Below are 23,019 nucleotides of genomic sequence, written 5' to 3'. Positions count from 1 at the left end.
GTGCAAGACCCAATACGCACCGGATTCGGTCATCGTCAGGCCTGGGGTCCATACGGCAAACTTCGAGGCATGAGTGCACCGGATGTCACAGCGCTTCTCACGGAGATGGAGCGCTCCGAGCCGGACCTGGCCGAAGATGCCAGGACCGCAGTCGAGTGGCTGACGGGCGGGGAGCCGTTGGAGACGGTGACCCAGCTCGATGTATGCGAGTTTCTCTGGTACACGCTTCCGCTGAAGGTGGGCGGCGACCACGAGCGGCTGGCCCGCTCGCTCGGCAGACTCCTGGCCCTCGGCGGCCTGGAGCGCTACGCCGCCCTGTGCGACTCCCCCACGACCACCCAGATCCTGCGCACCTACGCCCGCGACGGCGAGGACGCCGGCACCACCGCCTACCAGGAGGCGCTCGAAGCCACGGGCGTGCTCCCTCCCGACGTGCCCGACCTGCGCTGGAGCATGATCATGGGGCCGGAGGAGCTGGGCGCCCACGTGGCCTGCTCCGCCGCGCTCGAACTGGCCATCCTGTCCGGCGAGGAGATCGACCGCGTCGCGCTCACCCGCCGCTGGCTCACCGAGCCGCGCGCCGAACTCGGCGGCGACAGCTGGCTCAACCGCGTGCACGGCGAGCGCCTCAACCGCTGGGTCCTGGGCCGCGGCCCGGCCAGGCGCGAGCTGGCCCAGCCGTTCGAGGTACGCCTGCATGCCCCCATCCCCCACCAGCCGCTGCCCGCCCTGCACCGGCTGCTCACGCTGGCCTCGTCGGAAAGCCTCCCGCTCCGCCTGGCTCCGTCTCCGGAGGCGCTGCGCCTGCGCGAGGTGGCCGAGCACGACCTCGGAGCGCTGCTGCGGGACGGCTCCAAGCTGACCATCACCGAGGAGGGCCGGCGCCTGCTGCGCTCACCGGAGCAGATGTGGGCGACCGCCACCGGGCTGCTGCTCTCCCGCGTGGACCACGAGTTCGACCTCTCGGTGCGTGAGGCCGCGCTCATGCTGCTCGCCGACGGCAGCGTGATGTCCCCGCTGGAGCTGAACACCCGCGTGGCCGAGATCGTCGGCGGCGAGGGCTGGCACCCGGCCACCGGCCGCGAGGACATCTCCCGCCCGCTGTCCGACCTCGTCGGACAGCTCACCGCGCTCGACCTCGCCTTCGGCGACGAGTTGGTGGTACGGCTGACGCCCACCGGCCACCTGGCCGCCCTGGCCGCACTACGGTCGCACGCGCTCCGCCCCCGCCAGTACGTCAGCCCAGGATGACCTCAACCTCCGAGCACCCCCGGAACTCGGCATAGGGCGCGGCCTCGGCCGCGACCGTGTCCCGATCGGCCTTCCCCTCGACCGTGATCACCAGCTTGCCGCCCTTCTTCTGCTGCCGCCACATCCCCGCCAGCTCGCCGTCCAGCAGGATCACCCCGGGGTTGCCGGTCTTCCTCCAGATCCTCGGCCGCAGCCCCGGGTCGGGCGCCAGCGTGCCCCGATCACGCATCTGCAGAAACGGCTCATAGGGCGGCAGCAACCGCATCCCCTTGGGCCGCTCGGCCGCCTTGAGCTCGGCCAGATCCTCACCCAGCACGAACCCCGCGCCCACCGCGGCCGTCTCCCCCGCGACCCTCGCCCACGAACGCGCCGCGTAGTGGACGCTGACCCCAGCCCAGGCGGCGAAGTCATCAGCCGTACTGGGCCCGTAGAGCCGCAGATACCGCCGCACCAGCCCGGCCCGCGCGTCCTTGTCCACCGGCACCCCGGCCAGCCACTGATCCACCCGCATCAGCGACGCCTCGTTGCCCACCCGCGGCGCGATCGCGAACTCCCCCGTCAACGACGCCGCCCGGGTGAGAATGGCGCTGAACGACGAGAACATGTCCGGCTCCATCCACGGCGCGAACTCCGCCGGCAGCCGAGGAGCCAGCGCGCTGCCCAGCTCCCGCTTGGTGAGCGTACGCCCGTCCAGCGCGTCCCTGGTGGCCTCGATCACCCGCTCCATCGTCGCGCTGGCGCTCCTGCCCATCTGATCGAGCATCGGCAGGAACCCGGCCATCTGCGCCCGCCACGACTCCTCGTCATCGGGTAGCAGCCCACGGGTGAACAGCGGCAACTCCGCACTGCTCACCAGACACGGCGAACCCCGCAGGCTCCACGTCTGAACCAGAGTGCGCCGCTTGGCGATCGCCGCTCCCACCTCCGCTGCGCTCACCTCGGCCCTGGCCCGCAACGCGAGCTCCGCCGAACCCGGCGGCGTGTTCTGCGGCGCCGTGACCGCGGCACCTGCCAGCGTGCCCCGCTCGTCCAGCTGGTGCCGGCGCAGCCGGAAGGCGATGACCTGCTCTCGTTCGACGTTCATGACCCCGCCCGCGTCCTCTCTGCCCGAACCGACACTATCCACCTCATAAGATCCATGACCATGGAAAGTCACCTGGCCGGTGCGGGCGAGGTCGGCGTCCTCGTCCTGGCCGGATCCAGCGGCCGGATCGACTCCGCCCGATGCGACCTGCTGGCCGCACACGGTCTGACGGCTCTGTCGATCCGCTGGTTCGGCGGCCCGGGACAGACGCCGGGAATCCGGGAGATTCCGCTGGAGACCTTCGTCGCCGGGCTGGATCTGCTCGCCGAGGCGGGCGCGCGGCGGCTGACCGTCCTCGGGCTGTCCAAGGGCGCCGAGGCGGCTCTCTCCCTCGCCTGCTTGGAACCCCGTGTGGAGGCCGTCGTCGCGCTGTCGCCGTCCTCGGTGGTCTGGGCCGGTTTCGGGGCGGAGCCGTACCGCTCCTCGTGGACCTGGCGCGGCCGCCCGCTCCCCTTCGCCCCCTGTCCGCCCGAATGGCCGACCGACGGCCCGCCCACCTCGTTCCGTACCTTCTACGAACGCGGCCTCGCGACGGCTCCCGCCGAGTCCGCCATCCCCCTGGAACGCTCCCGCGCCGACGTGGTCCTCGTGGCCGGGGGCGACGACCAGATGTGGCCGTCCCTGACGTTCGCGCACGCCCTGGCGCGACGTCGCGACGTCCGCCTCGTCTCCCACCCGCAGGGCGGCCACCGCCCGCGCCTCCCCGGCGAGCCCGCCCCCGCGCCGTCCGACTCCTACGTGTACGGCGGAGCCCCCCGCACCGACGCCGAACTCGGGAGAAAGGCCTGGCCCGAGATCCTCGGAGCACTTCGCGGCCAGACATGAAGAAGGGCCCACGCATTGCGTGGGCCCTTCTTCAGTAGACGGTGCGCAGGTCGCCTATCGGCGAAATGCACAACGCGGCTCCAGCCGAACGGTAATCCGCGAAGGCGGTAGGTGAGGCCCTGGGACACTGGACACACCGGCTACGGGTTGTGTAACGACCGCCCTGCCAAGAACATTCCCGGCTACGCGACCGTCCCGTAGACCGGCGCCCCGGCCCACTCGTACACCAGATGCACCACCCCGGTGCTGGTCACCCGCGACCCGGCCAGCTTGAGCCCGGCGGGCACCGTCCCCTCGGAGAACAGCCGCTTCCCCTCACCGACCACCACGGGGAAGACCAGCAGGTGATACTCGTCCACCAGCTCAGCCTCCTGGAGCGTCCGCAGCAGGTCACTGCTCCCCTGCACCAGAATCACCCCGTCGGTGCTCTTCTTGAGCTCAGCCACCGTCTGCGCCGCTTCCCCCTGAAGCACGTGGCTGTTGCTCCAGTCGACGTCCTTGGGCGAGCGAGTGGTGACGTACTTGGCCATGCTGTTGATCTTGGCCCCGCCGTCCTCGTCCGACACGTTCGGCCAGTAAGAGGCAAGAATGTCGTAGGACTTCCGCCCCAGCAGCATCCCGTCCGCCCGCTCGAGAACATCCCCCATGATCTCGTTGAAGTCCTGGTCGACATGGGCCGGCAACCACCCACCCCGGGTGAACCCGTTGGACTCATCCTCGGTCGCCCCACCGGGCCCCTGCATGACACCGTCCAGCGACACGAACGTCCCGACGATCAGCTTGCTAGCCATGTTCCCGCTCCCTCTGTTTCTCGCCGCTCTCTGTCTGTGCCCACAGCCTGCCGGGACCGCCTTAAGCTCTCCCTACGATTCCCCTACGCCCACCACCGTCGAACCGGGCGCGGGCGGGATCCGGGCCGCGATCCGGTCGCGAGCGTGCTCACACTCGGCGAAGCTGTGCGGACAGGCCAGCGCGTGCCCGAACCGGTGTGCCAGCTCCCCGATGCTGGACTTCATGCGTCCATAAACCTGCACGCTCACGGCATGATCAAGCCATCGATCGCGCTCACCCGCGTGGTCAACTCCTGTGGTCTGCTGGAGCTGGACGGCCACGCCGTACTCACCGACCCGCCACCCGCCCGCCGGTGGACCTCGCCCTGCTCCCCGTCAACGGCCTGCGCCCGCTGCCCGGCCCCCGCCTGGTGATGGGCCCGGAACAGACGCGATCTCCACGCAGCCGACCTGCCAACAGGGCAGGCGGTGGAAGCTCCCGCACTGAATCCGCCTCCACCCATTGTCAAGTCTGGAAGTACGTACTAGTCTCCTTGCTTACTATGAAGGACGTACATACTTACGAACATGATCCGGACGGCTTCCTCTACGATCCGCGAGTCAGGGCGGCGATGACCCGGTTCGCCAACGGCGACCTGCTCGCTTTCGAGGCAGGCGCCGCCGTCCGCAGCGCCTCTCACGCCATCGAACGCATGCGCGCGCACGGCTCCGAAGGCAGAGGCATCAGCGCGGGCGCCCTGGATGTACTGATCCGGCTCAGCACGACCGACCGGGGCATCAGCATCGGTGATCTCGCCCGCGCCGGCGGAGTCAGCTCCCGCAACGTCACCGGCTTGGTGGACACGTTGGAGCGCGATGGGCTGGTCCGCCGCGTCCCCGACCCCGAGGACCGACGGTCCGTGCTGGTCGAGATCACACCTGCCGGGCAGGCGTGGATCGAGGCCTTCCGCAAACCCTCGCAACTCGCGATGCGGGCGATGTTCCAGGGCTTCACTCCGGAGGACCTCCTCACCTTCCGCGACCTGTGTCTGCGGCTGGCCACCAACCAGCACCGCCTCGCCGACCACCTCCGCCAGATCGGATCTCAGCCGTGACCCTGTCAGCGCAGGACCAGACCCGCCAGGCCGTACGCGGCTATCACGAGGCCCGCTTCCGCGGCGACGTGCCCGCGGCCGCGGCGCACCTGGGAGAGCCGTTCCGATTCGAAAGCCCGTTCATCGACTCCACCGACCGAACGGGACATCTAGCGACATTGCCGGGCTTCGTGTCGATCGTGACCGGAGTCGAGCTCATCAGCGAGCTCTACGGCGAGACCGAGGCCACGCTCGTCTACGACGTGCACACCGCCACCCCGGCCGGCACGCAGCGCACCGCCGAACACTTCCGCCTGGCCAGCGGCAAGATCGTAGCGATCATGCTGCTGTTCGACGCCTCCCCCTGGCAGTCGATGAAGGCCCAGATCGACCCGTGAGGTCCTCACACGACAAGAACCCACTCCCCAACCTGCGAACCTCCACGGCCCCGTCGTCGGACACCGACCAATGATCTCTTCGACGACAGTCGGCACAACCAGAAGGGTCCGAGCGAGACCTCTCAGACACACAAAAGGGGCTCCGGAAAACTCCGAAACCCCTTCTGACCTGGTGGAGATGAGGGGATTCGAACCCCTGACCCCTTCGATGCGAACGAAGTGCGCTACCGGACTGCGCTACATCCCCAAGGACTCGACCAGATTAGCAAACTCCCAGGGGTCCTCGCGCCACACATTCAGTCCCCGACCGCCCGCCGAGGCGGTTCCGCGTACTGGTCGAACAGGACGTCCGGCTGCCTCGCGGTGAACTCGATGATCTCGGCTTCGCGCTCGGCCTCCAGCCGCCGCTGCTCCCGCACCCGGCGCCGCCGTTCGGCGCGGGACTGGGCGGCGCGCCGCCGTCGTTCCTGATCCACCTGTACGGCGATGCGCAGGAACCCCAGATAAGCCGCCATCACCACCACAGAGGGAGCAACCCCCCACCACGGCATCATCTGCACCGCAGCCGTCACCAACGACGCGATCACCAGCAACGACGTGAAGAACAGCAACCGCCGCCGCCGGGCCACGATGATCGCCCGCCGCCGCGCGCGGAACTGCCGAGGGTCCACGACGGGCGCGGCGGGTTCCTCGATGGAGTATTCGCCGGTGTCCGGCTGGTCCATCAACGAGGCGCCCTGCACCTGCTCCAGGTCCGGCAGCTGGTGCTCGCCCGTGTAGTACTCCTCTTCGAGCTCGGCCAGCTCGGCGAGGTTGGTCTTGTCCCTGCGCAACCACATCGGGACAAGGACGCACAACCACATGACGACGATGGCGAGATAGAGGAGGACGCTGCTCACGACCACCTCCGGACACGATTAAGGGCAGCATGAAAACGCCTGTGCGTTCTTGGCGTCTTCGATGTGCTCACGTCACGCACCGTAAGACCGCGTGTCACTAATTGACGAGCATTCGATGCGGTGTGTCGCGAGATCGTCAAACCTCTTCTACCGGAGACCCACCGTGAGCCGCTGACTCACGCGCGCGACGCCACTGCACGAGTAGACCGCCGGGAACGTCCTCGACGGTCAACGCGTAGCAGATGTGGTCGCGCCAGGCTCCGTCGATGTGGAGTTGGCGACGCCGAATGCCTTCTTCCCTGAAACCGAGCTTCTCAACCACTCTTCTGCTCGCGTGATTCTCGGGCCGGATGTTGGCTTCGATGCGGTGCAGTCCGGTGGTGAAGAAGCAGTGGTCGACGGCCAGGGCGAGCGCCGTCGGCGTGATGCCGCGCCCGGCGAGCGCGCCGTCGACCCAGTAGCCGACCTGCGCGGAACGGGCGGATCCCCACACGATCGCGCCGATGGTGAGTTGTCCGGCGAATCGCCCCTGGTAGGTGACGACCCAGGGCAGCGCCATGCCTTGCCTGGCTTCTCTGCGCAGCGTGCCGACCATGGACACGTACGGCCCGAGACCGGTCCTGAACAGCGGCGTCTCCGGATTGCTCGGCTCCCACGGGCGCAGCCATTCGGCGTTGCGCAGCCGCGTCTCGCGCCACACCCGTACGTCTCCCAGCCGCAACGGCCGCAGACCCACTGGCCCTTCGCTCAGCGTCGCCGGCCAGCCACGAAGTCGATCCACACCCTCATCATCCCCCCATCGGACGTCATGTCGCCACGCATCAGCGCGGGTGGTCGCCGCCGCGGATCTGCTCGACCGCGTGCCGAAGGATGGGCGCGAGTACGGCAACGCCGTCACGCACGCCACCGCTGGAGCCGGGCAGGTTGACGATGAGGGTGTCGCCCGCCTGACCGGCCAGACCCCGCGACAGAATCGAGGTCGGCACTTTTTCGCGATTCGCCTGCCGGATGGCCTCCGCGATACCCGGAATTTCCCGGGAAATTACCCGGGCGGTCATTTCCGGAGTGAGATCCATTGGCGTCAGCCCGGTGCCGCCGGTAGTGATGATCACTTCGTATCCGCCCGCGATGCCGTCGCGCAGCGCGGCCTCGACCGGATCGCCGTCGGGAACCACCACAGGGCCGTCCACTTCGCAGCCCGCCTCACCCAGCAGCGAAACCAGAAGAGGTCCGGATTTGTCGGCGTAAATCCCGGCGGAGGCGCGGTTGGAGACCGTGATCACCAATGCGCGGATCACGGCCGCGTCCAATGGCCGGTCTTGCCGCCGGTCTTCTCCTCCACCCGCACATCGGTGATCACCGCGGCCGGGTCGACCGCCTTCACCATGTCGATCAACGCCAGCGCCGCCACCGACACCGCGGTGAGCGCCTCCATCTCCACGCCCGTGCGGTCGGCCGTCTTGACGACGCAGGTGATGTCCACGCCCTCGTCGACGATGTCGAGCGTGACCTTCACCCCGTGCAGCGCGATCGGATGGCACAGCGGGATGAGGTCGGGCGTGCGCTTGGCGCCCATGATGCCGGCGATCCTGGCCACGCCCAGCGCGTCGCCCTTCGGCACCTCGCCGGAGCGCAGCAGCGCCACGGCCTCTTCCGACAGCAGCACGCGGCCGGTCGCGGTGGCGGTGCGCGCGCCGACGTTCTTGGCGGAGACGTCGACCATGCGGGCGGCGCCGGACTCGTCGAGATGGGTGAAGCTCACAGTCTGATCACCTGCACAGAAGCGCCCGCCGGTACGTCGGTGACGTCCTCGGGCACCAGGATGAGGGCGTTGGCCGAGGCCAGCGCCGCGAGCTGGTGGGAACCCTGGCCGCGTACCGGCGTCACGGTGCCGTCATCCGACAGCACGCCGCGCAGGTAGGAACGCCGGCCCGCGGGCGAACGCAGCGACCCGGCGACATGAGCCGTCAACGTCTCCGGGGCCCCGGCCGGCAGTCCGCGCATCTTCCGCAGCGCCGGCCGTACGAACAACATGAAGGAGACGAAGGACGAGACCGGATTGCCGGGCAGCGCGAAGATCGGCACCTGATCCTCGCCGACCACGCCGAAACCCTGCGGCATGCCCGGCTGCATCGCGACCTTCTCGAAGCGGACCGTGCCGAGCGGCGCGAGCGCCTCCTTGACCGGCTCGTAGGCGCCCATCGAGACGCCGCCGCTGGTGATGATGGCGTCGGCACGCACCAGCTGGGCGTCGAGCTGCTCCAGGAACTTGGCCGGGTCGTCGCCCACGGTCGCGGCGCGGTAGCCGTCGCCGCCGCTCTCGCGGACGGCGGCGGTGAGGGTGAAGCTGTTGGAGTCCCAGATCTGGCCGGGGCCGAGCGGGAGTCCGGGTTCGACGAGTTCGGCGCCGGTGGAGAGCACGACCACGCGCGGGCGCGGGCGCACCCACACCCGGCGGCGGCCGACGCCGGCCACGATGCCGAGCTGGGCCGGGCCGATCACCGTGCCGGGGCGGAGCACGACCTCGCCGGCCAGCACGTCCTCACCGGCCCGGCGGATGGCGTTGCCCGTGGGCGCGGCCTGGTTGATCGTGACCGTGACGGTGCCGCCGTCGGTCCACTCCACCGGCACGACGGTGTCGGCGCCGGCCGGAACGGGCGCACCGGTCATGATGCGCACCGCGTGCCCGGGGCCGACGGCACGCAGCTCGTCGGATCCGGCCGCCACGTCGTCGATCACCGGCAACGTGACGGGAACCGCCGCGAGGTCGGCCGCGCGTACGGCATAGCCGTCCATGGCCGAGTTGTCGAACGGCGGCAACGGCACCGGGGAGCTGACCTCCTCGGCCAGCGTGGTGCCCAGCGACCGCTCGAGCTCGAGCTCGAGCGGCGCCAGCGTACGCACCGTGGCCAGGATCTCGGCCAGGTGCGCGTCAACCGATTTCACGAAGGAACTCCCGCAACCACGGAACGAACTCGGGGGCCAGGTCGGGGCGGTCGGCGGCGAACTTCACCACGGTGCGCAGATAGTCGAGCTTGTCGCCGGTGTCGTAGCGGCGCCCGCGGAACAGCACGCCGTGCACCGGCCCGCCCTCCGAGCCCGACCGCCCGGCCAGCGTGCGCAGGGCGTCGGTCAGCTGGATCTCGCCGCCGCGGCCGGGCGGGGTGTTCTCCAGCACCTCGAAGACGGCCGGGTCGATGACGTAGCGGCCGATGATCGCCCAGTTGGACGGCGCCTCCTCGACCGGGGGCTTCTCGACCAGGTCGGTCACCCTGACCACGTCGTCCTCGCCGGTGGCCTGGATGGTGGCGACGCCGTAGAGGGAGACCTGCTCCTTGGGGACCTCCATGAGCGCGATCACGCTGCCGCCATAGGTGCCGCGCACCTCGATCATGCGTTTGAGCAGCTCGTCACGGTAGTCGATCAGATCGTCGCCCAGCAGGCAGGCGAAGGGGTGGTCGCCGACGTGCTGCTTGGCGCAGAGCACGGCGTGGCCGAGCCCCTTCGGCTGGCCCTGCCGTACGTAGTGCAGGGTCGCCAGCGCGGCGGGTTCGCGGACCTGGGACAGCTTGTGCTCGTCGCCTTTGGCTTCGAGCACCTCCTCCAGTTCGAAGGCGCGGTCGAAGTGATCCTCGATCGACCGCTTGTTCTTCCCCGTGACCATGAGGACGTCGAGGAGCCCGGCGGAGGCGGCCTCCTCAACGACATACTGGATCGCGGGCTTGTCGACGATGGGCAGCATCTCTTTGGGTGTCGCCTTGGTCGCCGGGAGGAACCGGGTGCCCAGACCCGCGGCGGGCACGACGGCTTTCGTCACAGGGTCGAAGTCAGCCATGAGTAGACCCTAGTGGAGGTACCTGTGGACAAGATGAAGCTGCGCCGCGAGCTGGTCGAGGCGCGTGCCTCTCTCTCCCCCGAGCAACGCAGGGCAAACGCGACAAGCATCCGGGAAACCCTCCTTGATCAGCCGTGGGTCCAGATGGCGGGGCTGGTGGCGTGCTACTGGTCTATCGGAAGCGAGCCGGAGACGCACGGGCTTGTCTTCGCCCTGTGGAAACACGGGGCCACAGTGATCTTGCCTGTGCACAAAGATGATGATGATCTGGACTGGGCGGTATACGACGGGCCAGATACCCTCACACCTGGACGATCCGGGATCATGGAGCCCATCGACACCCGGCGCGGCGTGGACACGATCCGTACCGCCGCGCTGGTGATCGTCCCGGCCCTCGCCGTAGACGCCCGGACCGGCGTCCGGCTCGGGCGCGGCGGCGGCTCCTACGACCGGGCCCTGTCCAGGGTCGGTCCGAACGTCCCCGTGGTCGCCTTGCTGCACGACGGCGAACTGATCGACGGCGTCCCCGCCGAGGCCCACGACCAGCGGGTCCGTTATGCGGTGACTCCTACGGGACTCACTAGGCTTATGTGACTGCAAAGGGAGAGGGGGCCAGGTGACCGTCGAGTTCTGGCTCCTTCTCGGTGGCGCGGTCTTCATCGCCGCCATCGCCTCCGTCCGCGTCGCCCACCGGAGCGGGCTGCCGAGCCTGCTGCTGTTCCTCGGATTCGGGCTGGTGCTGGGCGAGAGCGGCTTCGGCATCCAGTTCGACGACCCGAACCTGGCCAAGCACATCGGCCTCACGGCACTGGCGGTGATCCTGGCCGAAGGTGGTCTGACCACCAACTGGAACCACGTCCGCCGGGCCGTGCCCCTCGCGCTCATCCTGGCCACGGTCGGCGTGGCCGTGAGCATCGTGGTCGTAGCGCTCGCCGTCGCCGGCCTGCTCGGCTACGAATGGCGGGCCGCGCTGATCCTCGGCGCCGTCCTGGCCTCCACCGACGCCGCCGCGGTCTTCTCCGTCCTGCGCCGCCTGCCCCTTCCGCCGCGCCTGGCGGGCATCCTGGAGGCCGAGTCCGGCTTCAACGACGCCCCCACGGTCATCGCGGTCGTCCTGCTGAGCAGCGTCACCGACCCCATCCCCAGCCTCGGCGAGTTCGTCCTGAAAGCCGGCGCCGAGCTGCTCATCGGCGCCCTCGTGGCGCTGGCCGTCGGCCCGCTCGGCGCCCTGGCACTGCGTCACGTCGCGCTGGCCGCCTCCGGCCTCTATCCGCTCGCGGTGCTCTCCCTCACCTTTCTGGCGTACGGCGGCGCCGTACATCTGCATGGTTCTGGGTTTTTGGCGGTTTACATGACGGCGCTGATACTCGGCAACGCCCGGCTCCCCCACAGGGCAGCCACCAGGGGCTTCGCGGAGGGCGCCGCGTGGCTGGCGCAGATCCTGCTGTTCGTCATGCTCGGACTGCTGGCCAGCCCCGGCGAGATGCCCAAGGCGGTGGTCCCCGGCCTCATCGCGGGAACGGTCCTGCTGCTGCTGGCCAGGCCGATCTCCGTCATGGTCTCGGCGCTTCTGGCGCGTATGGCCCGCCTGGGCAGGACCGGTCTGCGCGAACAGGCCTTCCTGTCGTGGGCGGGGCTGCGCGGGGCGGTGCCGATCGTGCTCGCGACCATCCCCTGGGCGGCCGAGGTGAAGGGGTCGGAGGACATCTTCAACCAGGTGTTCGTCATCGTGATGGTGTTCACGCTGCTGCAAGGGCCGACGCTGCCGTTCGTGGCCAGGCTGCTGGGCGTGAGCGCGCCCGGCGAGGTGCACGACCTGGAGGTGGAGGCGGCGCCGCTGGAGGAGCTCAACGCCGACCTTCTGCAGGTCAAGGTGCCGCCGGGCTCCCAGTTGCACGGCGTGGAGGTCTTCGAGCTACGGTTGCCGGCTGGGGCGAACGTCACGCTGATCGTGCGCGAGGGCAGATCGTTCGTTCCGTCCACGACCACCCGGATCAGGGCGGAAGATCAGTTGCTCGTCGTGACCACCGCGAGTTGCCGCGAACAGGTCGAGCTGCGGCTGCGGGCGGTCAGCCGCCGTGGGAAGCTTGCCGGATGGTACGGCGAGCGGGGTCTGGAATGAAAGTTTGACCCCATCGGTTAGCATTAGCAGTCGCCACGGTCGAGTGCCAACCCAGAGGAGGAATGCGTGCCCACGTACCAGTACGTCTGCAACGACTGCGGGCAGCCTCTCGAGGTCGTTCAGAAGTTCTCCGATGACGCGCTGACCGTCTGCCCAAACTGTGAGGGCAAACTGCGCAAGGTGTTCTCGGCAGCGGCGATCGTGTTCAAGGGGTCGGGCTTCTACAAGACCGACAACCGTTCGTCGTCCACGAGCGCCACCACGACGCCCGCGTCCTCCACCCCGGAGAAGACCGCTGCCCCGTCGACCTCGTCTTCGTCGTCGGAGAAGTCCTCCACCCCCGCCGCGGCCTCCAGCTGATCAGCCCGGCCGGTCGGCGTCCGCGCCGAGCAGCTCGGGCGCGATCCGCTCGCACAGCTGCAGCAGCTGCGGACTCGGCCCCCAATCCGCCACCAGTCTGCCCAGTCCGGCCTTGGCCTGCTCCAGGAGCCGCTCGGCGACCGCGTCGCCCTGCTCGGTCAGCCGTAGCGAGTCGCCGTCGGGCGAGCGCGTGACGAGTCCGCGCTCGGTGAGCCTGTCCACGTACGGCCGGCCCTCCTCCCGGCTGACGTGGGCGCGTTCCGCCAGGTCGGCGGCCTTGACCCAGCCTTCCCCGCCCAGTCTGGCGATGACCCACACGCTCTGGGGAGGCAGGCCGGACAGGCCGGCGAGCTGGCCCAGGCGTACGTAGTAGTCCTTGCGCAGGTCGGCGTCGGCCAGCCGTACCAGACCTCTTTCCACCTCCGCGAGCGAGGAGCGCTCGGCGGAGGTCGCGCCCATGCCCTCGCCGTAGTCCATGGCCTTGGTGGTCTCGCGCAGGCGCTGTTCCGGGATGAACCAGGACAGCAGGAACGCGACGAACAGGACGGGCGTGCCCACCAGGAAGACGGTGGCGATCGCGTCGGCGTAGACGTGCAGGAAGTCCTGCGCCAGGGGCTCTGGGAGCTTCTGGATGAGTGTGGGGTCCTTCTGGATGTTCGCGGGGTCCACGCCGGGCGGTATGGGGGTTCTGGCCACCAGTTCCGCCATGTCGGCGTTGAGCCTGCCGGTGAAGACCGCGCCCAGAGTGGCGACGCCGAAGGAGCCGCCGATCGAGCGGAAGAACGTGGCGCCCGAGGTGGCGACGCCGAGGTCCTCGAAGTCGACGGCGTTCTGCACCACGATGACCAGGACCTGCATGGTCATGCCCAGGCCGACGCCCAGGACGAGCAGGTCGATGCTCATGACCAGCGTGCTGCTGGTCTCCGTCAGGCGGGAGAGCATGAACATGCCGACGGTGGCGGTGAAGGTGCCCGCGATCGGGAAAAACCGGTACTTGCCGGTGCGGGAGATGATCTGTCCGCTGACGATGGACATGGTCAGCATTCCGGCCATCATCGGGAGCAGATGGACCCCGGACAGCGTGGCGCTGACGCCATGGACCGTCTGCAAGTAGAGCGGCAGGTAGGTGAGGGCGCCGAACATGCCGAAACCCACCACGAACCCCACGATCGACGTCATCGTGAACGCTCTGAGCTTGAACAGCTTCAGCGGCATGATGGGCTCGGCCGCCCGCCGTTCCGCGAAGTATGCCGCGATGAGGAGCGCCACGGCGGCGAGCCCGAGTCCGAGTATCTGCGGACTCGTCCACGCGTACATGGTGCCGGCCCACGTGGCGATCAGCACCAGACAGCTCGTGGCGCCGCCGATCGTCACCACGCCCGCGTAGTCGATCTTGTGCCTGGTCCTGCTCTCGTGGCCGGGCAGGACCGCGATGATCACGAACAGCGCCACGGCGCCGACCGGCAGGTTGATGTAGAAGACCCAGTGCCAGGACAGATGGTCCACGAACAGGCCGCCGAGCAGGGGTCCGATGATGCTGGAGACGGCGAAGACGGCCCCGAAGAAGCCCTGGTACCTGCCGCGCTCGCGGGCCGGCACGACGTCGCCCACGATCGCCTGGGCCAGCACCATGAGCCCGCCGCCGCCGAGTCCCTGAATGGAGCGGAACAGGATGAGCTGGCCCATGTTCTGACTCAGCCCGCACAGCGCGGATCCGATGAGGAAGATGACGATCGCCCCGATGAACAGCCCTCTGCGGCCGTACTGATCGCCGAGCTTGCCCCACAGCGGCGTGGAGACGGTGCTGGCCAGCAGGTACCCCGTGACCACCCACGACAGCTGCTCCAGCCCGCCGAGGTCGCTCACGATCGTCGGCAGCGCCGTGGACACGATCGTCTGGTCGAGCGCCGCCAGCAGCATGCCCAGCATGAGCGCGATGATGATGAGGCCCAGCCCTTTTTGCCGCATACCTAGATCGTACTGTGTGTAGTCTTTCGACTACTTATCGGAGTCTCCTCTGTCCACAACCATCCCACTGTCCACAGAACGCCGCTCTGCCCCACCCACCCCCCAACCCCGCCCGCTAATCTCTGCGGCATGCGTGCAGACATCGGCGTCATCGGCGGTTCCGGCTTCTACTCCCTGCTCGACGACGCGGAGGAGATCACCCTCACCACTCCGTACGGACCGCCCAGCGACGTCGTCACCGTCGGCCGGATCGGCTCGCGATCGGTCGCGTTCATCCCCAGACACGGGCGTGACCACCGCTTTCCGCCGCATCGCATCCCGTACCGCGCCAACCTCTGGGCGCTGCGCGCGCTCGGGGTGCGCCAGGTGCTCGCACCGAGCGCCGTCGGCTCGCTGAAGGCCGAGCACGGGCCGGGCACGATCGTCGTCCCCGACCAGATCGTCGACCGCACCTCTGGGCGCGTGCAGACGTATTACGACATGGGAGGGGCCGTTCACGTCTCCTTCGCCGACCCCTACTGCCCGTCCGGCCGCGAGGTGGCCGTGTCCGCCGCCCAGGCCGGCCAGTGGAACACCGTCGACGGCGGCACGCTCGTCGTCATCGAGGGCCCGCGTTTCTCCTCACGCGCCGAGTCGCAGTGGTTCGCCGCCAACGGCTGGACGATCGTCGGCATGACCGGCTTCCCCGAGTCCATCCTGGCCAGAGAGCTCGCCCTCTGCTACACCTCGCTGTCGCTGGTCACCGACCTCGACGCAGGCGTGGAGGCGGGCGAAGGCGTCACCCACGACGAGGTCCTCGCCTTCTTCGCGCAGAACGTCGCCCGCATGCGCACGCTGGTGGCCGACGCGGTGAAGGCCCTGCCCGAAGACCGCACCTGCCCCTGCGGCTCCACCCTCGACGGCATCAAGCTCCCCTTCGACCTGCCATGAGACGCCGCCTGATCGCCGCCGTCCTGGCCGCCACGGCGACCCTCGCCGCCCTGCTGGCCGTACTCCCCGAGCCCGGCACCCCCGTGGTCGTGGCCGCCCGCGACCTGTCCCCCGGCACCCTGCGCGAGGGCGACCTGCGCCTGGCCCCGCTCAACGCACCCCCCGACGGCGCCCTGCGCGCCCCGCCCACGGGCGGCGTGCTCGCCGTGCCAATGCGCCGCGGCGAGCCCCTCACGGACGTCCGCCTCCTCCATCCGGTACGGCTCGCGCCCGGCCTGGTGGCAGCGCCCGTCCGCATCGCCGATCCCGACGCCGCGAAGCTCATCAAACCCGGCACCACGATCGGCGTACTGGCGGCCTGGGAGGGCCAGTCGGCCCAGCTCGTGGCCGACGACGTCACGGTCCTTTCGACCCCCAGAACACAGGACGACCAGGGCGCCCTCATCGTGCTGGCCACCACCACGACGCAGGCCGCCCAGCTCGCCGCGGCCCAGTCCGGCGGGCGGCTCTCCGTGATCCTTAAGCCTCACCCTGTGTAATCATTAGGCTACGATCCCTGCACATGAGTGGATTCAAGAAGTTCCTCATGCAGGGGAACGTGATCGACCTGGCCGTCGCGGTCGTCATCGGCGCCGCCTTCACCGCCATCGTCAACTCATTCGTGGCCGACCTGCTGACCCCGCTGATCTCCGCCTTCGGCGGCATGCCCGACTTCTCCTCGCTGAAGGTCACGATCGGGCAGTCCAACTTCAACTACGGCAACTTCATCAACGCGCTGATTTCGTTCCTGCTGGTCGCCGGGGTCGTCTACTTCCTGATCGTCCGGCCGTACACCTCGTACAAGGACCGCCTGGCCGCCGGCGAGGAGGCGACGCACCACGAGTGCCCGCAGTGCCTCACCGAGATCCCGAAGGCCGCCACCCGCTGCCCGGCCTGCACCTCGGAGCTCACTCCCGCCTAGATGAGCGAGTCGATCTTGGGATCGTACTCCCAGTGCCAGGGCTCGAACGGACTGCTGTAAGCCCAGTCGGGGTGGAACCACCCGTATCGCTTGCCGTTCTTCTCCAGCCAGTTGAACTCGGCCGACCGGAAGCGCTCCACCCCTCCGCACAGGTCGACCGCCAGCCCGAACCCGTGATTGCTCCGCCCCGGCACCGCGGCGAACCCCGGCCGCCGATAGTAGACGGACTGCTGCTCGGCCAGGCTGCGGTAGGCGTCGGTCACGCAGATCTGCCGTCCGAACTGCTTGCGATAGGCCTCGTTGAGGCTGACGAACGCGATGGCCGCGTCCGCCCGCAACATGTGCCCGCGCTGCTGCAGCGGGCAGAGCAACGTGCGAGGAATGAGCCCGTTCGGATAGGCGTCGGCCGCGGTGATCCGCAGCGGATTACAGGCCAGCGCCGCCCGCCCCACCTTGTCGATCTTGATGCCCATCTTCACGAGCGCCGCCGTCAACGACTTCACGATCTTGTCCGACCGCAGCCGCAGAGTGTCGATCTCCGCCGCCATCTGCGCCTCGGCCAGCAGGTTCCCGGCCCGCAGTTCCTGAGCCTCGGTCGCCAGCCGTTCCGTCTCCTTGTAGAGCCGACTCGTCTGCTCAACGGCCAGCTGCCGAACCGCGACGATCTGACTGGCATCGCTCATGGCCCGAAGCGTCCCCACCCCGGCGTCCCCTGAAAGGAACGGGATGATCCCGTCACCGCCGATGGGCTGCTGATAGAACAGCTCGGCCAGCCGCGAGACCGGCTTACGAATCTCCGCCAGCTGACTCTCGGCCTCATCCAGGGCGCGAAGCTTGGTCTTGAGCTCCTTCTCCTGGGCAGCGACCTTCGATCGCCGCTGCTCCAGCGCCTTGGTGGCGTCCTCAAGCTCCTTGGCCGACTTCTCGGCTTCCTTGCGAAGCTCCGTGAGACTGCCGGGATCCACGACAACAGCGGCCTTGGGCACGTTGGTGGGGGCCTCAGCACGAACCGGGGGTGCGAACAGTGAAGTCATCGCCACGACGACCGCGATCAGACCCGCTGATCGAGGAGTTGGCACGCTTGACTCCTCCGTTTGCACACTCGTTACCTTGGTCAGGCACGCACGTTACTACAGCCCCCCGAGTGCCCGGACCCAACTCCGGAGAGCCGCTATATCCCGTTTAGGGTTTTTAACCCGCATCCCCGCCCCGCCCCTCACAGTTCACTAGCCATCCACCCAGCGCCTCAACCCGCTTGACCCAACCACCGCCCCCACCTACCAAACCTGGAGCCCCCTCCCAGCCAACACCTACACCCCCGGGAGGCTTCGCGAGCCCACCCCCAGCCCGTCCGCGCCGTTCATGCGTCAGGCCGAACCCGCGCAGTCAGTTCGTCAGGCCTGAATCACGCCGTTCGTTCGCCAGGCCGAAACCGCGCCACCAGCCCGTCAGACCAGAACCGCGCGGTCAGTTCGTCAGACCGGAATCACGCCGTCGGTCCGTCAGGCCAGTCGGTGCGTCAGGTCTGTCGGCCCGTCAGGCAGGAGCCGGCTCCCGCTCCCGGCACAACTCCCAGAGCCAGGTCTCCTCCCACTCCCCCGGACACCCGCCCCCCTGCCCTGGCGCTTGTTCCTGCCCCCGCTCTCGCCGAACCGGCTCCGGCGACCCCCGCCGCACCACCGATTCCCCAGCAGGAGGTACCGCAGGCACATCCACCACCCGCACCCTCACCCCTTCCTGCTTCCGAGGCGCAGGCAAGCTCCCCTCATAGACCAGATCCGCCCGAGCCGGCGCAGGCACATAGACCGGCTCGAACGCCAACCCCACCCCCGGAGGCAACCCGTCACCGGCAACACGCTCCCCGTCGTACCCGACGCCCTCCCCCACCATCAGCCCCCCAGCAAGAATCGCCGGCGCGAGCAACGCGGCCACAAGCACGGTTGGCCTCTGTTTACGTCCCCTGTTCGTCACCCGCCCGACGCTATCCATGCGCCATGATCGGCCAGGGGATCGCTGGCGATCCCTTTACCCCACCCCGCCCCACCCCTGACCCCGCCACACCCGGCAACTCACCCTCGGCCGGGTGACCCATGCGCTCCCAGACTTCGCTAGGCTTAACGCGTCCGCCTCCGTAGCTCAGGGGATAGAGCACCGCTCTCCTAAAGCGGGTGCCGCAGGTTCGAATCCTGCCGGGGGCACCTTGTTGATCAGGCGTTTTGGGCATTGACCTGCGGTTTCTCTGCCGTAGGTCTTTCGCTTGGTAGGTCACTGAAAGCAGCGGAATGCAGCCGTAGGCCAGTGATCGCGAACCATATGCGAACCGATCATGAGGCTCTTCGTGCAGGTCGTCGGCCCCTTCAAGGCCAGCGCATCGGAAGGCCGTGACGATCGCTGGCAGTGGCTGAGCCCCGTAACAGGGCGGGGGCGATCGCCGCCACAGGGCCTCCTTCGTCGGCCCCGCGGCATCGGTGACCGTGGCCGCACGTCGCCTGGTGCCAAGCGAACCGTGCCTCGCCTGCGCTAATACGGTTCGCTCGGCTCACACCTCGGATCAGGCGGCCTCTTCCGAACCCACCTCTCTCCCGAGGTCAGCAAGAACCTGGGCCAGGCCCTCAGCGGGGTCCAATCTCTGGATCGTGAACACCATCCCGACAGAGTGCTTCCTGCTAGCCAGATACACGACCCGAGAAGCCTCCAAGCTGGGCAGCACGTCAGGCCACATCACTACGCCCTGTCGCAACAGAGCCTCCTTGATCAAGGGCATCCGACGCTTGCTGTTCCGCCTCATTACCGTCTCGGAGTACTCGGCGGCATAGGCATCTCGCAAGATCCCCAGCCCATATGCCTTAACCCCGTCCCTCTTGACCAACGTCGCGATCTCGGACAACTTCATTGCGATCTCCAATCAGTAATCAATCAGCAACTCTCAGACATATGCCCTTTTGGGGGGATCTTTACTCCCGGATACCGAGCCGCTATTACAGGGCATAGGAGCCGTAGCGCCCGTGTTGGCTTCCCGCGATCCAGCTGTTCCTAGCCCTTGGCCGCCCTGATCCTGACCGTTATTCGTCGCCGGTCACAGCCGTACCACCTCGCTGTGCTCCAGGCGCTCCACTTTGACCAGTTCCTCAGCTCGGCGGTTGAAGTGCCACTGAGGATCGAAAGGAAGCGATACGGCGAGCAGAAGGCCCCGGCGATGAGTCCGGGGCCGAGGTCGGATAGGGGTCAGCTATTCGAGCGCGTCATTGATCTTGCCGTTGATGTGGTCCTGCTGGCCGTCGATGCACTTGGCGTAGACGCGGAGTAGGACGTCCACGCTATGACCGGCGCGCTTGGCGACCTCGGGGGCTGGGACGCCCGCGTTGAGCCAGAGCGAGACCGCCGCATGGCGCAGGTCGTATGGCCGAGCCGCCAAGGACGAGGCGACCTGAGCCGGGGAAAGGGCGAGTCGGCGGGTTTCCTGCCAGACGTAGGAGTAGGCCGAGCTGGAGTAGGAGCCGCCCGTTGCGGTGCGGAAGAGTCTGCCGTCCGCTGCGACGCCGTACGCCTCAATGTGCTCACGGAGGATGGCCACCAGCACCGGCGGGATCGGGATCTCCCTGGTCTCCTTATCGGCCCGATGCTTGAGACGGCGGGACTCATGGGTCTGGCCACTGTCGGTCCAGCGCTTGGTTCCCTGAGGCCGGGCACGTTCCAGGACGAGCAGGCCCCATCCTGACTCGGGCAGCGTGCAGTTCTTCTGCCGCAGCTCTGCTGCTTCCTCGGGACGGAGTGCGGCGTAGTAGATGCAGGCGAACAGCGCCTTGAGCCGCGCACCGCGCCTACGGCCCACCTTGGGCAGGGCGTCGAGGAGTTGGCGCGCTTGGGCCGGGTTAACAACCGTGCGCGGGTCGACGACGGTCACGGCCTTGGGCGGCTTCCACTTGATCTCATCGAGAGGGTTCGTGGCGAACAGCTTCTGCTCTACCGCCTGCTCCAGGAGGTGATGGAAGACGGCACGCTTGCGCCGAACGGTGTTGGCCCCGGCGGTCTTACCCGCGAAGGTCACCGCGATGGTGTCGAGCGCCAAGCGGAGCGTCGCCGCTTCCCCAAGCGCCAACATGGGCAGCGACGCCTTGACCAGCCAGCCCAGAGCCCTGATCTGCTCACGGGTCAGCTCCGTGCGCCGATCCACCGGCATGAGGGCATGCGAGCGCAGCGCTTGCCGCACTACTTCCACGTCGGGTTGGCCCGGGATATCTGCCACCAGGGTGGAAATCAGCGAGAGCAGCGCGTAGGCGTCGGTCTCACGTGTGCGGGCCGCCGAGGTACGCCACCGCCCCAATACGTAGGACTGGGCGGACTCCAAGAACGACGGACCGGACGGCTCTGGTTCGAGCATCGACAGCGGGAGGCCCGTGGACAGGTCGAACGCCTCACCCTGCTTAGCGGCCTGCCGGAGGTCGGACAGGAAGGAGTCGGCCAGGCCCTTGGTTCGGAAGGTCTTGCTCTTGGGCTTGCGAGCCACGGTCCAGCGGACCAGGAATGCCGCAGCCTTACGGTCAGTGCGGCGCTGGATCTCCCAGAACTTCACGTCGTAGGTCGTGTTCATACGATCCTCCGGCGGGCGTCGAGCCAGGAGACGAGATCGCTACGCCAGACGCGCAGCTCGTGGTTCGGGAGCTGGATGCACACTGGCGCGGTCCCGAGTTCGCGCCAGCGGTAGAAGGTGCGGCGGGAGACCCCGCCAAGCTCGTCGAGGACCTGGGCCACAGTGAGCAGTTCGTCACGGCGACTCATCGGCCATCACCGCCCAGGTCCGGGAGGCGGGTACCAGCAGTCATCGCGGCGGCCAAGAGCTGGTCTCCAACGGAGTGCCCCTTGCCCGCGTATGCCCATTCGCTGATCACGAGGACGGTGTCCTCGTCGAAGAGCGGGAGGCGGCCAAGAGTGATCTCGTGGTCGCGGACGTGATCTTCCCGAGCTGCGCGGAGCACCCCGAGGGTCGTCGAGTATCGGCGGGAGCGGGTGGAGAAGTGGCCCCGGAAACCGAGCATGTGTGCCCACTCGGCCAGGCGGAGATCCTTCAGTTCTTCGGTGGCGCCCAGGCGGAGGCACTCGGCGATCAGGCGCTTGGCGTGGTCGCGCAGGTTGAAGGCGTCGAGGTTGTCGAGTGGGTTGATGCGACGGTCCAGGGTGCCGACACACTCAGCCGCTTTCGTCGCGTATTTCGCGATGTACCCAGCGACGGCTTGCTCGGTGAGGTCGCCGTCGAGGGTGATGGGGCGGATGTCGAGCTGAGAGCCCCACTTGAACAAGCGGGCCGGGGTGTCGCCGTACGTGGGGACGAGGACGCTGACGACTCCGGCGGCGTGCCGTACGGCTTGCGCCAGGACGTCAGCGGTCGCCCAAGCGGGTGGTTGTACGGCGGGGCCGCCGGGGCCGTCGAGGCGGACCACGGCGTGGAAGTGGACGACTCCGCGCCGCTGGTATTCGGCGACCTTGGCGAAGGAGACCGTCACATGGTCGCGAAGGTCTTTGAGGGCCAGGCCGCCGAGCTTGGCCAGGTGCCGGCGGAGAGAGTCGGCGAACCGCTTCCAGAGGGTCGGCGCGAGCGCGTTGAACAGGACGGAGCCGGTGTAGTCGTAGCAGTCCGAGCACAGCGGTTCGCCGAGGCAGGAATCGTCCAGGCTGTGCTTGGCGGTGCAGGACATGACGCGCCCGTGCGGACAGGTCTCGGCTTTGCGGCGGGGGTGGCAGGGCATCGCCTTGCCGTTCTTCTCCTTGCGGGAGTGGACTGCGCCGAAGGACGGGGCAGTGAGGGTGACGAAGAGCGTGGGGTGAGCAGTGACGGTGTCGGGCACGCCCTTGCCGCCGATAAGTCCGGCGCGGATGAGCTGGTAGGTGTCGGCTCGGTAAATCTCGGCGCAGGCCGGACAGCGGGAGGCGCGGCGGGTCTTGCACGGCAGGCGATGGACGCCGTCAGGCTCGTTTCGTGTGGTGTAGCGGTGGAGCAGTGCGCCGGTTGCGGCGTCGTAGTGTTCGACCTTGCCGCGCAGGTGGATGGGCTGTCGGCAACCGCCGGTTCGCTGGATCTGGGCGGCCCATCGGTCGAAGTTGGGGGCGTTGAGGCGGGCGATCAGGCCGTGGAGTGCGTGCGCGTTGGTGTGGTTTGTGGGCAAGATGGAGTCCTCCTTTCGCTCGTTCGGGTGAAGGGATGGCCCCCGACCTGGCGTTCGTCTTGGCGGATGTGCGGCCAGGCCGGGGGCGCTGCGCTATGCGCCGTGATTGTCGATGCCGGTGCCGTGGCAGTCGCGGCAGGTTTCGCGGTCGCAGTCGAGGCCGGTGCCGTTGCAGGTGCAGCAGCCGTACATGCTGATCACCTCCCTTCCTTGGGCAGCGTGTTGACGTAGACCCGCCAGTGCCGGGGACGGGCGCGGTCGGGGTAGGCGCGGGAGACGCCGGAGACGGTGAAGTTGAGGCGGAGCCGGAACAAGGCGTCGGTGATCTCGGATCGGGTGCCGTCGAGGCGGATTCGCATGA

Annotated in this window: 27 protein-coding genes and 2 tRNA genes; 12 read left to right on the top strand and 17 right to left on the bottom strand. The window is 68.4% G+C overall.

Translation table 11 applies throughout. The annotated features are described in order from the left end of the window. The first annotated feature begins 69 nt into the window (after nt 1-69). Nucleotides 70-1,251, top strand: a complete 1,182-nt coding sequence (locus HNR40_RS30665; protein WP_246509664.1) for a hypothetical protein — start codon at nt 70-72, stop codon at nt 1,249-1,251. On the opposite strand, the gene HNR40_RS30660 is transcribed toward HNR40_RS30665, so the two are convergent. After that, nucleotides 1,238-2,335 (bottom strand): winged helix DNA-binding domain-containing protein, encoded by a 1,098-nt coding sequence (locus tag HNR40_RS30660; RefSeq protein WP_184967440.1) that lies wholly within the window; start codon nt 2,333-2,335, stop codon nt 1,238-1,240. The two genes, HNR40_RS30665 and HNR40_RS30660, sit on opposite strands and share 14 nt — an antisense overlap. Before the next feature lie 60 nt (nt 2,336-2,395). On the opposite strand from HNR40_RS30660, the gene HNR40_RS30655 reads away from it, so the two are divergent. Then, on the top strand, nt 2,396-3,160 hold the full coding sequence (locus tag HNR40_RS30655) for an acyl-CoA thioester hydrolase/BAAT C-terminal domain-containing protein (RefSeq protein WP_221341048.1): 765 nt from the start codon (nt 2,396-2,398) through the stop codon (nt 3,158-3,160). 182 nt (nt 3,161-3,342) lie between these two features. Here HNR40_RS30655 and HNR40_RS30650 read toward each other — a convergent pair whose 3' ends face one another. Further along, entirely contained in the window at nt 3,343-3,951 is a 609-nt protein-coding gene (locus tag HNR40_RS30650; protein WP_184967438.1) for a dihydrofolate reductase family protein, read from the bottom strand. Between the two features lie 72 nt (nt 3,952-4,023). Further along, complete coding sequence (locus tag HNR40_RS30645) at nt 4,024-4,176, bottom strand: hypothetical protein (protein WP_184967437.1); 153 nt, start codon at nt 4,174-4,176, stop codon at nt 4,024-4,026. Nucleotides 4,177-4,203: 27 nt separating this feature from the next. On the opposite strand from HNR40_RS30645, the gene HNR40_RS30640 reads away from it, so the two are divergent. The 3 genes from HNR40_RS30640 (at nt 4,204) to HNR40_RS30630 (ending at nt 5,422) form a co-directional block, all read left to right on the top strand. Next, the gene (locus tag HNR40_RS30640; RefSeq protein ID WP_184967436.1) at nt 4,204-4,365 is read left to right on the top strand and encodes a hypothetical protein; all 162 of its coding nucleotides are present in this window, start codon (nt 4,204-4,206) and stop codon (nt 4,363-4,365) included. Between the two features lie 128 nt (nt 4,366-4,493). Continuing rightward, nucleotides 4,494-5,045 carry a MarR family winged helix-turn-helix transcriptional regulator gene (locus HNR40_RS30635; protein ID WP_184967434.1) on the top strand — a complete coding sequence of 184 codons (552 nt, stop codon included), beginning with the start codon at nt 4,494-4,496 and terminating at the stop codon, nt 5,043-5,045. Further along, the gene (locus HNR40_RS30630; RefSeq protein WP_221341047.1) at nt 5,042-5,422 is read left to right on the top strand and encodes a nuclear transport factor 2-like protein; all 381 of its coding nucleotides are present in this window, start codon (nt 5,042-5,044) and stop codon (nt 5,420-5,422) included. The genes HNR40_RS30635 and HNR40_RS30630 overlap by 4 nt, the downstream gene beginning before the upstream one ends. Nucleotides 5,423-5,592: 170 nt before the next feature. Here the strand turns inward: HNR40_RS30630 and HNR40_RS30625 are convergent. The 7 genes from HNR40_RS30625 to galU all read right to left on the bottom strand — a co-directional run bounded on the left by HNR40_RS30625 (nt 5,593) and on the right by galU (nt 10,156). After that, nucleotides 5,593-5,669: transfer RNA gene (locus HNR40_RS30625), tRNA-Ala, on the bottom strand. Between the two features lie 49 nt (nt 5,670-5,718). After that, the gene (gene sepX / locus HNR40_RS30620) at nt 5,719-6,321 is read right to left on the bottom strand and encodes a divisome protein SepX/GlpR (protein ID WP_184967432.1); all 603 of its coding nucleotides are present in this window, start codon (nt 6,319-6,321) and stop codon (nt 5,719-5,721) included. A gap of 136 nt (nt 6,322-6,457) precedes the next feature. Beyond that, the gene (locus tag HNR40_RS30615; RefSeq protein WP_184967430.1) at nt 6,458-7,102 is read right to left on the bottom strand and encodes a GNAT family N-acetyltransferase; all 645 of its coding nucleotides are present in this window, start codon (nt 7,100-7,102) and stop codon (nt 6,458-6,460) included. A gap of 40 nt (nt 7,103-7,142) precedes the next feature. After that, nucleotides 7,143-7,616 (bottom strand): MogA/MoaB family molybdenum cofactor biosynthesis protein, encoded by a 474-nt coding sequence (locus HNR40_RS30610; RefSeq protein WP_184968082.1) that lies wholly within the window; start codon nt 7,614-7,616, stop codon nt 7,143-7,145. After that, complete coding sequence (gene moaC / locus HNR40_RS30605; RefSeq protein ID WP_184967428.1) at nt 7,616-8,083, bottom strand: cyclic pyranopterin monophosphate synthase MoaC; 468 nt, start codon at nt 8,081-8,083, stop codon at nt 7,616-7,618. Before moaC ends, HNR40_RS30610 begins: the two co-directional genes overlap by 1 nt. Next, nucleotides 8,080-9,267: a molybdotransferase-like divisome protein Glp gene (gene glp / locus HNR40_RS30600; protein ID WP_184967426.1), complete on the bottom strand. Its 1,188-nt coding sequence runs from the start codon at nt 9,265-9,267 to the stop codon at nt 8,080-8,082. Before glp ends, moaC begins: the two co-directional genes overlap by 4 nt. Continuing rightward, the gene (gene galU, locus HNR40_RS30595) at nt 9,254-10,156 is read right to left on the bottom strand and encodes a UTP--glucose-1-phosphate uridylyltransferase GalU (RefSeq protein WP_184967425.1); all 903 of its coding nucleotides are present in this window, start codon (nt 10,154-10,156) and stop codon (nt 9,254-9,256) included. The genes glp and galU overlap by 14 nt, the downstream gene beginning before the upstream one ends. Nucleotides 10,157-10,189: 33 nt before the next feature. Between galU and HNR40_RS30590 the strand changes: the two genes are divergently transcribed. The 3 genes from HNR40_RS30590 to HNR40_RS30580 all read left to right on the top strand — a co-directional run bounded on the left by HNR40_RS30590 (nt 10,190) and on the right by HNR40_RS30580 (nt 12,638). Continuing rightward, nucleotides 10,190-10,750: a 5-formyltetrahydrofolate cyclo-ligase gene (locus HNR40_RS30590; RefSeq protein ID WP_184968080.1), complete on the top strand. Its 561-nt coding sequence runs from the start codon at nt 10,190-10,192 to the stop codon at nt 10,748-10,750. A gap of 22 nt (nt 10,751-10,772) precedes the next feature. Beyond that, a complete protein-coding gene (locus HNR40_RS30585; protein WP_184967423.1) occupies nt 10,773-12,278 on the top strand; it encodes a potassium/proton antiporter in 1,506 nt (501 codons plus the stop codon). 66 nt (nt 12,279-12,344) lie between these two features. Next, the gene (locus tag HNR40_RS30580; RefSeq protein WP_184967421.1) at nt 12,345-12,638 is read left to right on the top strand and encodes an FmdB family zinc ribbon protein; all 294 of its coding nucleotides are present in this window, start codon (nt 12,345-12,347) and stop codon (nt 12,636-12,638) included. Here HNR40_RS30580 and HNR40_RS30575 read toward each other — a convergent pair whose 3' ends face one another. After that, a complete protein-coding gene (locus tag HNR40_RS30575; protein WP_184967419.1) occupies nt 12,639-14,606 on the bottom strand; it encodes an MFS transporter in 1,968 nt (655 codons plus the stop codon). A 129-nt stretch (nt 14,607-14,735) separates the two neighbouring features. Here HNR40_RS30575 and HNR40_RS30570 point away from each other — a divergent pair, with 129 nt between their 5' ends. Genes HNR40_RS30570 through mscL form a run of 3 tightly spaced genes read left to right on the top strand, consistent with a single transcriptional unit; the run spans nt 14,736 to nt 16,497 of the window. After that, nucleotides 14,736-15,536, top strand: a complete 801-nt coding sequence (locus HNR40_RS30570) for an S-methyl-5'-thioadenosine phosphorylase (protein WP_184967417.1) — start codon at nt 14,736-14,738, stop codon at nt 15,534-15,536. Beyond that, the gene (locus tag HNR40_RS30565) at nt 15,533-16,075 is read left to right on the top strand and encodes an SAF domain-containing protein (RefSeq protein ID WP_184967415.1); all 543 of its coding nucleotides are present in this window, start codon (nt 15,533-15,535) and stop codon (nt 16,073-16,075) included. Before HNR40_RS30570 ends, HNR40_RS30565 begins: the two co-directional genes overlap by 4 nt. 23 nt (nt 16,076-16,098) lie before the next feature. After that, nucleotides 16,099-16,497, top strand: a complete 399-nt coding sequence (mscL, locus tag HNR40_RS30560; protein WP_184967413.1) for a large conductance mechanosensitive channel protein MscL — start codon at nt 16,099-16,101, stop codon at nt 16,495-16,497. Here mscL and HNR40_RS30555 read toward each other — a convergent pair. Next, entirely contained in the window at nt 16,494-17,576 is a 1,083-nt protein-coding gene (locus tag HNR40_RS30555) for a D-alanyl-D-alanine carboxypeptidase family protein (RefSeq protein WP_312896566.1), read from the bottom strand. The genes mscL and HNR40_RS30555 overlap by 4 nt on opposite strands. A gap of 1,046 nt (nt 17,577-18,622) precedes the next feature. On the opposite strand from HNR40_RS30555, the gene HNR40_RS30550 reads away from it, so the two are divergent. Beyond that, a tRNA-Arg gene (locus HNR40_RS30550) sits at nt 18,623-18,695 on the top strand. Between the two features lie 353 nt (nt 18,696-19,048). Here HNR40_RS30550 and HNR40_RS30545 read toward each other — a convergent pair. From HNR40_RS30545 to HNR40_RS30525, 5 genes are all read right to left on the bottom strand, one after another. After that, nucleotides 19,049-19,390 (bottom strand): hypothetical protein, encoded by a 342-nt coding sequence (locus HNR40_RS30545; RefSeq protein WP_184967410.1) that lies wholly within the window; start codon nt 19,388-19,390, stop codon nt 19,049-19,051. Nucleotides 19,391-19,726: 336 nt separating this feature from the next. Beyond that, nucleotides 19,727-21,088: a tyrosine-type recombinase/integrase gene (locus HNR40_RS30540; RefSeq protein ID WP_184967408.1), complete on the bottom strand. Its 1,362-nt coding sequence runs from the start codon at nt 21,086-21,088 to the stop codon at nt 19,727-19,729. Next, nucleotides 21,085-21,276, bottom strand: a complete 192-nt coding sequence (locus HNR40_RS30535; protein WP_184967406.1) for a helix-turn-helix transcriptional regulator — start codon at nt 21,274-21,276, stop codon at nt 21,085-21,087. The genes HNR40_RS30540 and HNR40_RS30535 overlap by 4 nt, the downstream gene beginning before the upstream one ends. Next, a complete protein-coding gene (locus tag HNR40_RS30530) occupies nt 21,273-22,658 on the bottom strand; it encodes a replication initiator (RefSeq protein WP_221341045.1) in 1,386 nt (461 codons plus the stop codon). The genes HNR40_RS30535 and HNR40_RS30530 overlap by 4 nt, the downstream gene beginning before the upstream one ends. Nucleotides 22,659-22,855: 197 nt before the next feature. Next, complete coding sequence (locus tag HNR40_RS30525) at nt 22,856-23,017, bottom strand: DUF3970 family protein (protein WP_184967404.1); 162 nt, start codon at nt 23,015-23,017, stop codon at nt 22,856-22,858. Between the last annotated feature and the right edge of the window lie 2 nt (nt 23,018-23,019).

It is taken from the genome of Nonomuraea endophytica, assembly GCF_014203235.1.
GTDB lineage: Bacteria > Actinomycetota > Actinomycetes > Streptosporangiales > Streptosporangiaceae > Nonomuraea > Nonomuraea endophytica.
The sequence above is the reverse complement of the archived record's forward strand: the minus strand, read 5'-3'. Positions and strand labels throughout refer to the sequence as shown.